Annotated in this window: 11 protein-coding genes; 8 read left to right on the forward strand and 3 right to left on the reverse strand. The window is 56.2% G+C overall.

The features are described from left to right. The first annotated feature begins 47 nt into the window (after positions 1-47). The 5 genes from thiC to QSJ36_RS08605 all read left to right on the forward strand — a co-directional run bounded on the left by thiC (position 48) and on the right by QSJ36_RS08605 (position 5,647). Entirely contained in the window at positions 48-1,874 is a 1,827-nt protein-coding gene (gene thiC, locus QSJ36_RS08585) for a phosphomethylpyrimidine synthase ThiC (protein WP_285468231.1), read from the forward strand. A gap of 102 nt (positions 1,875-1,976) precedes the next feature. Then, positions 1,977-2,921: a thioredoxin family protein gene (locus QSJ36_RS08590; RefSeq protein ID WP_285468233.1), complete on the forward strand. Its 945-nt coding sequence runs from the start codon at positions 1,977-1,979 to the stop codon at positions 2,919-2,921. Positions 2,922-3,041: 120 nt separating this feature from the next. Then, on the forward strand, positions 3,042-3,620 hold the full coding sequence (locus QSJ36_RS08595) for an RNA polymerase sigma factor (RefSeq protein ID WP_285468235.1): 579 nt from the start codon (positions 3,042-3,044) through the stop codon (positions 3,618-3,620). Positions 3,621-3,635: 15 nt separating this feature from the next. Further along, on the forward strand, positions 3,636-4,307 hold the full coding sequence (locus QSJ36_RS08600) for a hypothetical protein (RefSeq protein ID WP_285468237.1): 672 nt from the start codon (positions 3,636-3,638) through the stop codon (positions 4,305-4,307). Positions 4,308-4,693: 386 nt separating this feature from the next. After that, positions 4,694-5,647, forward strand: a complete 954-nt coding sequence (locus QSJ36_RS08605; protein WP_285468239.1) for a PDZ domain-containing protein — start codon at positions 4,694-4,696, stop codon at positions 5,645-5,647. 271 nt (positions 5,648-5,918) lie between these two features. Here the strand turns inward: QSJ36_RS08605 and dgt are convergent, their stop codons facing one another. From dgt to QSJ36_RS08620, 3 genes are all read right to left on the reverse strand, one after another. Next, on the reverse strand, positions 5,919-7,247 hold the full coding sequence (gene dgt / locus QSJ36_RS08610; protein WP_285468241.1) for a dGTP triphosphohydrolase: 1,329 nt from the start codon (positions 7,245-7,247) through the stop codon (positions 5,919-5,921). 59 nt (positions 7,248-7,306) lie between these two features. After that, positions 7,307-9,556 (reverse strand): multicopper oxidase domain-containing protein, encoded by a 2,250-nt coding sequence (locus tag QSJ36_RS08615; RefSeq protein ID WP_285468243.1) that lies wholly within the window; start codon positions 9,554-9,556, stop codon positions 7,307-7,309. 141 nt (positions 9,557-9,697) lie between these two features. Continuing rightward, positions 9,698-10,582, reverse strand: a complete 885-nt coding sequence (locus QSJ36_RS08620) for an EamA family transporter (protein ID WP_285468245.1) — start codon at positions 10,580-10,582, stop codon at positions 9,698-9,700. On the opposite strand from QSJ36_RS08620, the gene QSJ36_RS08625 reads away from it, so the two are divergent. The 3 genes from QSJ36_RS08625 (at position 10,554) to QSJ36_RS08635 (ending at position 13,532) form a co-directional block, all read left to right on the forward strand. Next, positions 10,554-10,880, forward strand: coding sequence for a hypothetical protein (locus QSJ36_RS08625; RefSeq protein ID WP_102731851.1), 327 nt, complete (start codon positions 10,554-10,556; stop codon positions 10,878-10,880). The genes QSJ36_RS08620 and QSJ36_RS08625 overlap by 29 nt on opposite strands. Further along, entirely contained in the window at positions 10,877-11,929 is a 1,053-nt protein-coding gene (locus QSJ36_RS08630) for a hypothetical protein (RefSeq protein WP_285468248.1), read from the forward strand. The genes QSJ36_RS08625 and QSJ36_RS08630 overlap by 4 nt, the downstream gene beginning before the upstream one ends. A 436-nt stretch (positions 11,930-12,365) precedes the next feature. Beyond that, a complete protein-coding gene (locus QSJ36_RS08635) occupies positions 12,366-13,532 on the forward strand; it encodes a site-specific integrase (RefSeq protein ID WP_285468250.1) in 1,167 nt (388 codons plus the stop codon). Positions 13,533-13,559 lie beyond the last annotated feature (27 nt).

Below are 13,559 nucleotides of genomic sequence, written 5' to 3' on the forward strand. Positions count from 1 at the left end.
GTCTCGTTTCCGCTGTTCCCCTGCCGGCACAGAACAGCATCCATTCCATGAACGACACCGCCAATTTGACCTATCCCGGCTCCCGACGCATTTATATTCCGGGCCGTCTGCATCCGGACGTGCAGGTTCCCTTGAGGGAAATCCTCCTGAGCGATACCCTGCTGCCAGATGGCACCGCCCACTCCAATGACCCCGTGCGCGTGTACGATTGTTCCGGACCGTGGGGGGATGCGGCTTATGAGGGAGCCCCGGAGCAGGGGCTTCCCGCCCTGCGCGCCGCGTGGATCCGGGCCCGCGGTGATGTGGAGGAGGCGGAAACGGACCAGGGCCGCTGCCTCCGGGCTGCGGGGGGCACGCCTGTGACTCAGCGGCATTACGCCCGCCAGGGCGTCATTACGCCGGAAATGGAATTTGTAGCCATCCGGGAAAACCTGGGCAGGGAAGAAGCGTTCAAGGCGGTGTATGACCGTTATCCGAACGCCAAGAGCCGCCCGGACGAAGCCCGGGAAGTCCTGGAGGCGCTCACCATGATGCCGCGGCCGTCCGAGCTGGAGGCGCAGGAAGGCTTCGGCCCCTCCAGCATGGTGGCCCGCGACCGGCTGGACCACCAGCACGCGCCGGAACGCCGGAGCGGCTGCCGGATGCCCGCTTATTTTACGCCGGAATTCGTCAGGGACGAGATCGCCGCCGGACGCGCCCTGATTCCCGCCAACATCAACCATCCGGAGTGCGAGCCCATGGCCATCGGCCGCAACTTCCTGGTGAAAATCAACGCCAACATCGGCAACTCCGCCCTGGGGTCCGGCATTGAGGAGGAGGTGGAAAAACTGCGCTGGGCCATCCACTGGGGGGCGGACACCGTCATGGACCTTTCCACCGGGAAGAATATCCACGCCACGCGGGAATGGATTCTGAGGAACTCCCCCGTGCCCATCGGGACCGTGCCCATCTACCAGGCGCTGGAAAAGGTGGGCGGCAAGGTGGCGGACCTGAGCTGGGAAATCTTCCGCGACACTCTTCTGGAACAGGCCGGGCAGGGCGTGGATTATGTGACGGTGCACGCCGCCCTGCTGTTCCGGTTTGTGAACCACACTGCCCGTCGCATGACGGGCATCGTCTCCCGCGGCGGCTCCATCATGGCGCAGTGGAGCATGATCCACGAACAGGAAAACTTCCTTTATTCCCACTGGGATGAAATATGTTCCATTCTGGCGGCTTACGACATTGCCGTCTCCATCGGGGACGGCCTGCGGCCCGGCTCCGTGGCGGACGCCAATGACTTCGCCCAGCTGGCGGAGCTGGAAGTGCAGGGGGACCTGACCATGCGCGCGTGGAAAGCGGGCGTACAGGTCATGAATGAGGGGCCGGGCCACGTGCCCATGCACCTCATTGCCGAGAACATGAGCAAGCAGTTGGAATGGTGCATGGAAGCTCCCTTTTACACGCTGGGTCCGCTGGTAACGGACATCGCCCCCGGCTACGACCATATTACCGGAGCCATCGGCGGAGCGATCATCGGCCAGCGCGGCTGCGCCATGCTCTGCTATGTGACCAGGAAGGAACACCTGGGCCTCCCGGACCGGGAGGACGTGAGGGAAGGCGTGGTCACCTACAAGCTGGCGGCCCACGCCGCGGACCTGGCCAAGGGGCACCCGTCCGCCCAGTGGCGGGACAACGCGCTGGCGCAGGCCAGATTTGAATTCCGCTGGGAGGACCAGTTCAACCTTTCCCTGGACCCGCAGAAAGCGCGTTCCTACCATGACCTGACGCTTCCCCATGCCAACGCCAAAAAGGCCCACTTCTGCTCCATGTGCGGTCCGGACTTCTGCGCCATGCGCCTGAGCCAGGACATCCGCCGCCGGTCACGGCAGTAGGGGGACCGAAGGCGCGGCGTCACGGTAGCCGCCGGGCTGCCAGGAGCGGGAACGTCTGAAAAAGAATGACAAGGGCAGGGATGGTGCTATGATGCCTTTAAGATGAAGAATTCATTTTTTCCTGTCCTTGGCGTTCTTTCTCTGGCTTCTGCCGTGGTTTGTTCCGCATCTCCCGTCTGGGAGACGGATTGGAGCAAGGCTCTGGAGAAAGCCGGCAAAAGCGGACAGCCGGTGCTGGTTGACTTCACCGGCTCCGACTGGTGCCCGGGGTGTATTTATCTGCGGAAAAATATTTTTGATACGGACGCCTTCGCCAAGTATGCGGGAGACAACAACTTCATGCTGGTGGAGCTGGATTTTCCCAGGACGGAGGGGAAAATGCCTCCGGAACAGCTCAAGTTTCATGAGGAATTGATGCGCCGTTACGGAATTTCCGTGTTTCCCTCCGTCCTGATGATGGAGGGGAATGGCGCTCCCTATGCCAAAATAGTGGGGCCCTCCAGAACGGTGGAGGAATACTTGAAGAAACTGGCAGCCGCCGGGGAGACGAGGCTGAAGCTGAAAGAAGCCGTGGCTGCGGCCCGCGCGCTGGAAGGAAAGGAAAAACTGGAAAAACTGGTGCAGGCCATCAAGCTGCTTCCGGAGGATTTGCAGCCTTATCAGAAGGAATTGATCGCGGAAATCTCCGCCCTGGACCCGGAGGACAAATACGGATTTGCCGGGAAGGCTGAAAAAGCCGTGACCCTGGCGGCGCAGCGGCTCATGATGGAGCAATTCTACAAAAAGCACGCGGGCCCCTTTTCCGCAGAAAAAATCCGCGCGGGACAGGAGGAAGCTCTGCAAATGCTGGAGAAGCGGGACCTCCTGCCGGCCATCCGCCTGGAAATAGCCAAATATGTCAGCGACGGGTATGCGCTGGAGCGCAATTATCCCAAGGCCCTGGAATACCTGAACATGGCCCGTGACGCCGATCCGGAATCTCCGGCGGCCAAAAAGCTGGAGCCATGGATCAACAATATGCAGAAGATAATCAATAAAGGGAAATAAGCTCTTTTCATGAAGGCATTCCCTCTTCCCGTGAAGAGGAAAACTATATTCCGTCTTTTATTTTAAACAAAAAAATGAACTTGCTGCGCTATGATTGATGAAGGAACCGAACATGCAGAAATGAATACGTCCGCCTACATCAGGGAAGAGGAAGTTAATGAAGAAGACAGCCATTTGCTGAGCTGGGATGAATGGCTGCGGAGGCACGTCGCTCAACTGCTGCTGTTTGCCCGCCAGCAGTCCCGCTCTCCGGAAGATGCGGAGGACATCCTTCAGGATGCCCTGATACGGCTGGCGCGCAAGGAGGCCTCCGGAGAATTTGTGGGAGGGCAGGAGGCATGGCTTTCCTATGTCTTTGCCTCCATCCGGCGTCTGGCGGTGGACTATGGCCGCAAATCCGACCGGCGCCAGAAAAGGGAGGATGAAGCCTGCGCCGCCGAACAGGACGAGGATGTTTATGCGGACCCCTGGTTTTCCAGCGCCGCGGCGGACGAGGAGCTCAAGCAGTTCATGGAAATGCAGCTCAGGAAGCTTCCTTCCAAATTCTCCGAGGTCATTGTCCTGAAAATATGGGGGGAACAAACCTTTCAGCAAATTGCGGAAACGCTGGAAATCTCACAAAACACGGTGGCGAGCCGGTACCGCTATGGCATCGACCTGCTCCGCAAGACGCTGAGAAACAAAAAAGACCAACTCTAATGCCGCTCCACTCTTATGAAACATGAAACAACATCATCCGCCGCAGGGGAGGAAGGCGGCGGTACTGCCGCCATGCAGCCCCTTCCCGTATCCGATGAACTGATTTCCCGCCTGGCCGGAAGGTGTGAGGAAATCTTCCCCCTGAACGACCGTCTCCGGCATGATGAAATCTCCGATGAGGAAATTCATGAGATGGAATCCCTTTTGAAGCGTTTGCGGCCTGCCCCGGCGAGGGTTCTGTTCCGGGAACAATGCTGTTCCCTGATGTGCGCCGAGTCCGAACAAGAAATGGAAACCCGGCTGAAAAGGCTTTCCGCCTCTTCCATGCTGGAATTCTCCGTGTGCAAAATGGTGCAGGCCATGGACTGCGCCGGAGAGGCGAAGCAGGAAAAAGCGGTGAAAATCCCCCTGTGGCGGCGGCTTGCCTATATTTCAGGCATTTCCGTGGCGGCTGCGGTGGGCGCCGTTCTGCTGGTTCAAAATACGCTGGTAGCGCCCGGCGGCACGGTGGCCGGAGGGAATGAGGCGGAAGCCGGAGCTGAAAAGACGGAAGCCCCTGTACTGCCCGGGGAAAAGCGGGAGCTGCTGCGGAAACCCACTCTTTTTGAATTGCAGGGCGGAGACGAGCGCGTGCCCGTGATTGCTCCTGCCGTCATCCGTAGAATTCTTCCTGAAAAGGAATATTAAAGGACCGCCGCGTGAACGCCTGTAGGCAGCGCGGTTGAAATTTTCCATTCTGTTGCTGCAAGTGTTCACGCTCTCCGGTCCTGTTCCTTGTTCCGCGTCTCTGCTTTGTGAAGAAAAAGAAAGCGCTCTGGATGCATGGCGGAGCTCTTTTCCCATGCCCGGAAATAAATGTTCTACCGGGAGGGAAATCTCCCTGCCGGTGGAGGGAAAGGCGTCTGGATAAAGGTCTCACCCAAGTGTGGATTGGCTTGGCTTTACTCCCGTGATGCGTTCCTTGGCGGTTTGCCGACGCTGCGGGACGGAAGGGGACGAGCGAGGACCTGCAAAAAAAATGCACAAATTTTGAACATTGCGCGGACGGATGCTGTATATTATCTCACATGGATATGAAAACCTGTATCTTTCTGACATTGGGATTGCTGATAGGTTCGGGCTCCGGATATTCCATTGACCGGCCCGCAGGAAGTACGGACAACCTTCAGCCGCCGCCCTTGACTCCCTACACGCCGCAGACCAAGCCGCTGCCCTCTTCCAGACCGGCCAGGCTGGGCATTGTGCCCGGCACGGTGCCGCAGGCAGTCGTGGCTCAATTGGAACTCAGCGGATTTCCCGGCGTGCTGGTGACCAAGGTGATGCCGGACAGCCCCGCCGCCAAGGCCGGACTCCAGGAAAACGACGTCATCATCAAGCTGGGGGACATCTCCCTGTCCGGCCCGCGCTCCGTGACGGAAGCCCTGTCTGAAAAAGTTCCGGGAGACAAGATTACGGCTGTATTCTACCGCAAGGGCAAGCGGGAAACGGCGGATATCACGCTGGACGGCGGAACGCTTTCCGCGGAAGAAATACTGGCGGCCCAGGGAGATCCCCGCACCCAGCCGCGCGTGGTTCCCTCCGTCCGGCGCCAGGCGGTTCCTCCCGCCGGAATGGCCGCACGGCCCAGCCTTCCGCAGCGCATTCTGGACATGCAGCAGATGATGGATGATTTTTTGAGGGACTCCGCGATTGATGATTCGCGGATGGATGACATCATCGGCCGGATGAACCTGACGCCGGGAGCGGCCCAGATGCTCCGGAGCCTCCAGAACCTTCACCAGATGCCCATGCCCCCCATGGGCAAGGTGTCCGGCGGAGGGCAGAGCACGTCCTCCGTCCGGATGTCGGACGCCAACGGAACCATTGTGGTTTCTTCCAGCTCCCAGGCGGGCACCACCGTCCATGTGACGGATTCCGCGGGAAAAGTCCTGTACTCCGGCCCCTACAACACGCCGGAGGAAAAGGAAGCCGTGCCGGAAGCCGTCAGGGAACGCCTGAAAAACATAGAAACCAATTTCTGCTTTTAACCTCTTCATGAAACAATGGAGAAATCCATGATCATTATGTTAAGGACGGCTGCCCTGTGTGGGGCAGCCTTTTTCATGCAGAAAAGGGGCTTTTTCCTCTTCTGAAAAAGCGGCGCGTTCCGGGAAGAAAAAGCACGGAACAGCAGCAGGACATTTGTTCCTCACCCGGAGGAACCGCCCGAAGCAAAAGGAAAGAGAAGAAAGGGGATATTCTGCGGCCTCCCTGTGGGCAGGTCTTGAACTCCTTTTGAAAAGCGGAGTGCGGCAGGAACTACAGAATGCCGGTCAATTTCCGGTACGTCTCCAGCGCGAAGGAATCCGTCATGCCGGAAATATAATCAAGCATGTGCGCCAGGCGTGCGTCCTTCCCTTCGTCATCCTTGGGCAGACCGGTTCCCTGAAGCATGATGGCTACTTTTTTGGACTGTCCGGAGGAAGGATGGTTCACCCACTCCATGAAAAAGTCAATCAGCTCTCCCAGCACCTTGTAGCCCATGGCTTCCACTTCAATCACCTCCCGGGCCTGGTACACGTTCTCAATGGCGTACTGGTACAATCCGTTCAGCGGCGCGGCCAGTTCCGAACGGTCAATCAGGGATTGATCCATGCTCCCTTGCAAAAGCACCTCTTCATGCTTCATGAAACTGTCCACGGCAGACTGGATGCTCCTGCCGATGGCGAGCGCGCGCATGTAATGGATGCAGGATTCTTTTTCATCCTTCTTTTCCAGTTCCCGGACGTAGCAAAGCTGGGATTCCGTCAGGAAAGGGCTGAATAAATCCCTGGTAGGCTCAAAATCCAGAATGCCGGAAAAATACCCGTCTTCAATATCCGCGATACGGTAGCAGATATCGTCCGCGGCCTCCATCAGGTACGCCAGGGGATGGCGGCACCAGCAAAGATATTTTTCATCCGGCGCGGAACGGGGAAGCAGCCCCAGATGGCCGGCCACGAAGGAAGCCGCCTCCCTCTCCTGTTCCCCGATGCCGAACTTCTTGCATTCAAGCTTGTTGGCTGCCGTCATGCCGCCTTTCCTGACGGCCGCGGAATAGGATTTCGTGCAGGGATACTTCATGAAGGCGCCCAGAACGGCAGCCGTCAGTTTCAGGCCGTTGCCTTCCATCGGATCTCCGGTGCGGGTAAGGATGCGGAACCCCTGGGCATTCCCTTCAAACGGCAGCTCCAGGCCGTGCCGTTTCAGGGCGGTTTCAATGGCGTCCTCCCCGGAATGGCCGAAGGGCGGATTGCCGATGTCGTGGGCCAGGCAGGCGGTGGAAACGATGGTGGCCACGTCGGAAGGCACTATAGGAGCGGGAAGGGAACCTTTCTCCGCCAGCCACTCTCCCGCCAGCATGCCGAGGGAGGAGCCGATGTGGGCCACCTCCAGGCTGTGGGTCAGGCGGGTGCGAACGTAATCATTGCGGCCCAGGGGGAAAACCTGCGTCTTGTCCTGAAGGCGGCGGAAAGCGCTGGAAAACAGAATGCGCCCGTAATCCCGGTCGTAATTGCTGCGGTTTTTCTGCGGAGACGCCGTACTCTGGTGCCTGGACCCCCAGCGGGCGTCCGACAAAAGCTGCTGCCAATTCATCATCCCTGACATGGTGAAGGAATGCTACAGGGGAATGCCCGGCTGGAACAGGAGAAAATGGGGGAAGGCGTTCAATAGGTCAGCATCAGCCCCACTCCCCAGTGCAGGTTGTTGTCGTAATTGGTGGAAACGCTGAGATGGGAGGTCAGGATGTAGTGCAGGCCCACGGAATAATCCCGGTCCGTATTCAGGGAAAAGGAAAGGCGCAGGCGGGAGGTGAGCGGGATATCATCCCTCTCCAATTGCAGGCGCACCTTTCCGTCCGTATCAATGCGCGCATCCCCAATCAGGAGCAGGGGCAGCGTATACCGGACGCCCAGGGTGCCGTCCACTTCCCGGTCCTTTTTGGTGGTCTGGCGGAACATGTTGCGTTCTCCGGCCTCACCCTTGCGGCAGGTCCAGTCCACCCCGATGTAGGGGTAAAGCCACTGCTTCTCCCCGATGTACCTGCCCAGCCGTCCTTCCGCCTCATAGCCGCGCGTATCCTTGTAGCCTATTTGCCACTCTCCCTGAACGCTCCAGCGGGTGCCTCCGAACTCCAGGTCTCCGATGTTCCCGTTGGAGGCGAAATCATTGTTCACGGTCAGGTACCACTTCCGGTCCATGTCGTAAACGTGCTGGAGCGCCCGCATGGGGTGTGGAAGCTGCGGATTGGGGGGAGAATCCTCATACGTGAAAATCCGCCCCATGCCGCTCATCATGTGGTACAGGATATGGCAGTGGAAAAACCAGTTGCCGCGCGTCTTCTCCGCCGCGTTAAACTCAATCACCTGGGTGGCCATGGGCTGGATGTCCGCCGTGAACTTGAGCGGGGAAAAATCCCCGTGCCTGTTCACCAGCCGGAAAAAATGCCCGTGCAGGTGCATGGGATGCCTCATCATGGTATTGTTGGTCAGGATGATGCGTACATTCTGCCCTTCCTCGATCATGATCCGGTCCGTCTCTGAAAGAGTCTTCCCGTTGATGCTCCACACATAGCGGTTCATATTCCCGGTCAGCATGAAATGCAATTCCTTCACGGGCACGCCGGAAGGAAGGTTGGTGCGGGAAGGGGACTTCAGCATGTCATACGTCAGGGTGGTTTCCTCCCCCTCCTCCTGCATGCTGCCGTGGCCTCCACCATGGGAGGAACCGGACTTCATGTACATCATCCCCATATCTCCGGAATGGGAGGCCGGCATGCCGCCGGACATGCCGTGGTGATGCATCTGGCGCATGGAACCGGAATTCATTTTCATCATCTTCATGTTACCGCCCATGGTCATCATTCCGTTCATCTGCTTCATCTTCTTGAAGTAATTCAGCCTGGGGAAGGGGCGCAGCGGCTGCCTTTCCCCATGGCCCAGCCACAGGGAGGAAGACCCGGAGGTATCCTCCGCCGTCGCCTGGAACTCGAAAGCCCTGCCTGATTCCGGTACCGTCAGGACGACGTCGTAAGTCTCGGAAACCGCAATCATCATGCGGTCCACGTCCACGGGAACGACGTCCTTCCCGTCGCTGGCCACCACGCGGATTTTGCCGCCCGCGTACCTCAGCCAGAAATAGGTGGAGGAAGCCCCGTTGACAATGCGCAGCCTGAGGCGGTCGCCGCCCTTCAGCCGGGGCAGGGAAGCCTGCGGAGAGCCGTTCAGCAGAAAGCGTTCGTAATACACGTCGCTCACGTCCATGGCGTTCATGCGCTTCCATTCGCTGGTCAGCTTGGTTCCCAGGTAGCCGGCGCGCAGGGCCTCCCAGTAGCTCTGCACGCTCCCCTTGCGGATGGAAAACCAGTCCGACCCGGTGTGAAGCTTCCTGTTCACCTCCTGGGGATTCTCGTTCGTCCAGTCGCTCAGCACCAGCGTATACTCCGGCAGGGCGTCCTCCGGCCTGCGCGCCGGGTCGCCGGGCCGCTTGCGGACGACGAACGCGCCGTACAGGCCGCTCTGCTCCTGAAGGCCGCTGTGGGAATGGTACCAGTACGTGCCGTTCTGGATGATGGGAAAAGTATAGGTATGCGTGGTGTGGGGCTTTACCGGCGCGGAAGTCAGGTACGGCACCCCGTCCTGGTCATTGGGCACCAGCAGGCCGTGCCAGTGAAAGGAAGTCTCCGTATCCATCAGGTTGTGCACCCGTATTACAGCGGTGTCCCCCTCCGTAAAATACAGAACGGGGCCGGGAATGCTTCCGTTGATGGTCATGGCCGGGCGCGTGACTCCGGTAAAATTGACCGGAGCGTTCCGGACGTATAAATCGTATTCCACCGTTTTGGCGAATGACGGAGAGAACTGGGCCATCAGGCAGCAGCACAGGAATGGGAAAAAATGGGAGGCGACCTTAAACATGAATAGGAGGAAAGTACTGCCAGAAAAGACCTGTTCATTCCATCTCCGGTTCAAAATGAAACGGATGTGATGTGTCATGCCTTTCCTGGAGCATGAAAGGAGAATCTGGAAACTGGCGCGGGCGGAAATGACAAGGGTGCGTTATTCCGGAATCCGGCCGCCGGAAGCCTGTTTCCGCGCAGCCTTTTTGAGAGGAATGGGCGCGATCAGGAAAGAGGACAGGATAAGCAGGCACCCGAGAGCCAGGAGGAACATATTGGGCTGTTCCCGGAACAGGAGCAGGGAAATCAGCGCCGCCAGGGGAATCTTGAGATTGTTCATGATTGCCAGCTTGACGGGCGTTACCCGGCGGGCGCCGTAATTCCAGAGGAAAAAGCAGACTCCTGAAGCGATGACTCCCAAATAGGCCAGCAGCCACCATTGCATGGCTGAAATCTCCTGCCAGCAGGCCAGCCCTGACGGCAGTCCGGCAGGCAAGGTAACCAGCAGGGCGCCTGCGTAGGCATAGGCGAAGCAGGAAGCTTCACTTCCGCCGAACCAGGAATCCTTCAAGGAAATGTAGGCGATTTGCCCTGCCGCGAAACAAAGGTTGGAAAGCTGTACCAGAACAATTCCCGTGAGTTCGCCATTGCCGGCGGAATACCCTTTCCAAAGGATGCCCGCGCCTCCTATGGCCGCAAGAACGGCCGCCGCCAGATGGAGCGGCGGCAGCTTCTTCTTCATCAGGCCGTTGACCAGAACCACGTAAATCGGCGTAGTGGCCGTGAAAAGGGCGACCTGGTGGGAAGGCAGATAATGGAAGGCTGCGATATAGCAGAGGTACATTCCTCCGAATTGGACGGCGCCTATCCCCATCATCCCCATTGCATGGCTGAAAGGAACCTTCCGGACGAAGGGGAGGAAAACGGCCAGCGAGCCGGCCATGCGCGCCAGCGCGACAAAACTGGCGGGGAGGTCGGACAGGCAGTTCCCCAGCAGTCCGAATGACAACGCCCAGATGAAAGACGTGATCAGCAGTGCAGGCATGAGGGCGGGAGCATACGGAGAAAGGAAAACCAAGTCAATGCCTGTGGCGCAGGAACAGTTACGAGGAGAATTCTTTCCACATGCAATTTTATGGAAAGAAAGGATGTGGGTACATCTGCTTCGCCAAATAGAGAAAGGACAGATTTTCTTGGTGGATGTTTTGTTTTGGCAAGGGAGAAGAAAAAGTTGGACAACGGTATTTAATAATGAAAATAAAAATGTTACAAAAGTTGAAAAAATGATTTTGAGGGTATTTGGACTTGAACTATTTTTGGTGGCTTTTTATAAAGATGCATGAACTTTTGGCCCCTTGCCGTTTTCTCTGTATGTGCCGTGGCATCTGTATCGCTTGCTGCGGAAATTCCTCAGGAAGTTCAGGCATTGGATCGCATATATCAGAAACGTTGCACCCAGGCTTGCGCCCCTCATATTGCTGCTTTTACTCAGAAAGCGTTGGTATTGCAGAAGAAATGCGTTCAACGCTCTGATTTTGAAGGGGCGAAAGTAATTCATGACGGTCTTGAGGAATTAAAGAAAAACAATTTTGACTGGCGATTGGTGAAGGAAACTTGCCAGATTTCTATTCCTAGGGATGGATGGTATGGTTCGGTTGCTAATATGATCCATAAGCTGGATGCTGAGGGCAACCATTATGATATACAGGAATTCCGTAAAAAATTTAAAAACACGGGCGAGAAAGTTAACACCGAACTGACGGGACCGGATCTGATCGTATTTACAGGAGCTCCGAACAGGTTGTGGCTGATCATTGATTCCCGGACGATTTTTGAAATTTATACAAACAATATCGTTGCCCGTTTGATACATGATTCTTCCAAAGAGGGAACCAATGTAGGAAGTGCGGATGAAATAAAAGATACCGAGTGGCTGCAGATGCAGAACGATCTCAAGAAGCGGTGTTTTCAGGCATGTTCGGAAATAACAAAAAAATATATCCAGGCGTTAGACAAGTTGAAGCTGAAATTATCGGCTGACGGTGATATGACAGCTGCTGTTGCAGTGCATGAATACGCAAAACGGCTTGAAAGCGGCAACCTTTCTCCAGAACGGGACCGTTCCTTGAAAACCTTTGAAGGAAACTGGAAGGATGGTTCCGGTCTGACTTACCGTTTTAATGGGCGTGGAGAAGGTACAGTTAAAAAGTCTAACGGTACTACTGATTTTACGATGACTCCTGTCCGTTCTTCTCCCCACGGGGATTTCCATTATTTTAATGTTTCTTCCGGAGGCTCTCGGATTGCAACCCGGGTGGCCGACAAGGTTTATATTATCATGCAGGATGGAAGAAAGGATTGGCTGCGCGTGTGTAAACGTATCGGGAAATAACATTGAGAAAATACATGGAACCCAGCCGAACTGCAGAACTGAGTGCAACATCGTTGAAGGCATCTCGAAATTGGGCCTGAAGGTTCGTTCTTATACTGCTTTTCTAGGTGGATGCACCCTCCCGTGCCAGGCAGACGGCAAATCATCATCCGGGTGCAGGGAAACATCGGTTTTATCTTTTCGCTATCAGCCTTCTGTTATCCGCTAAAATAAAGCCTGGCGGTGAAAAGAAAAACGCTCCGGAATGCAGGATTCCGGAACGTTTATGAAGATGGTACGCGGTACTGGTTTCGAACCAGTGAATCCAACCATGGGTGTTTGCGAGTGTTCGTGCATGTTTAAATTTATTCATAAATCAATATGTTATGAAAAATGTGAACAGGCGCGAATTCTCCTGTACAAGCACGAAAGGTGCTAGTATAGGTGCTAGTAGTTTATGGCGTATTTGCGTAGAAGATCAGGCTCTAAATACTGGTTCGCCCAGTGGAACGACCCCGTATCCGGGAAGAAAATTACCCGGTCAACCAAGGTAGAGGCCAAAGGCGGCAATCGTCGGAAAGCCCAGGATATAGCCGACGAGTTCGAGGAAGAGACAAAAAAGGTCCGTACGGAGATTCAGGTCAGAAAGGTGCTGAATGATCTTCATACCCGGATCACGGGGAATAACGTCGTGGTGAAAAGCGTTCGGGAAGTCTTTGAAGAATGGATCAATAACCAGTCCGGGGGAATCAGCCGCAATTCACTTCTTGCTTACAGGGGAAGTATTGAGGCGTTCCTGTCATGGTTCGGGGAACGGTCTGATCAGGAGATCAACCTTGTCACGCAAAAAGACATTGTAGACTTCCGCAACGCCACAGAGAAACAGCGTTCCGGGGCGACGGTCAACAAACACCTGAAATTGCTTCGGCGGATTTTTGCAGACGCCAAGAAGAAAGCCTACATCAGCATTGACCCGACGGATGACGTCAACATCGTCAAACGCCGCAGACAGGAAAACGGCAGGCAGGCCTTTTCTGCGGAGGAATTACAGCGAATCGTGGATCTGGCAGACCCGGAATGGAAAAGCATGATCCGCTTTGCCTTGTATACGGGCGGGCAGCGTCTCGGCGACATTGCCCTGTTGAAATGGGCCAATATAGACCTTCAGGAACAGGTGATTCATTTCCAGACCAAAAAGACAGGCCGACAGATTGTCATCCCCATCATTCCCCCTCTGCTGAAGCACATCAACAGTCTGACGCCTCCTGAATCATCAAATACCTTCGTACACCCCCGTGCCGCCGCTTCTTTTGAAGCCCAGGGCTCGCCCCGCTTATCGAGCGAGTTCGGCATAATCCTGTACCGGGCTGGCTTAAGGGAAACCCACCCTCAGGCGTCCCGCAAGGCATCAGACCCAAACTACAAATCCGGGCGCAGAGAAGTATCGGTTCTGTCCTTTCACTCCCTGAGGGCGACCGCTGCCACCATGCTTCACGCCGCAAACGTCCCCCCGGCCATGGTACAGGACATCGTCGGCCATGACTCAGCAGAAGTTCATAGCCGCTATGTCAAACTGGGCAGGGATAACGTTCGAAATGCATTGGGTAACTTGCCTGAACTCTAAGTTTCCGAATTTCCGATCTTCTCATTA

Origin of the sequence: Akkermansia sp. NBRC 115031, assembly GCF_030268505.1 — a bacterium.
Lineage (GTDB): Bacteria > Verrucomicrobiota > Verrucomicrobiia > Verrucomicrobiales > Akkermansiaceae > Akkermansia > Akkermansia massiliensis.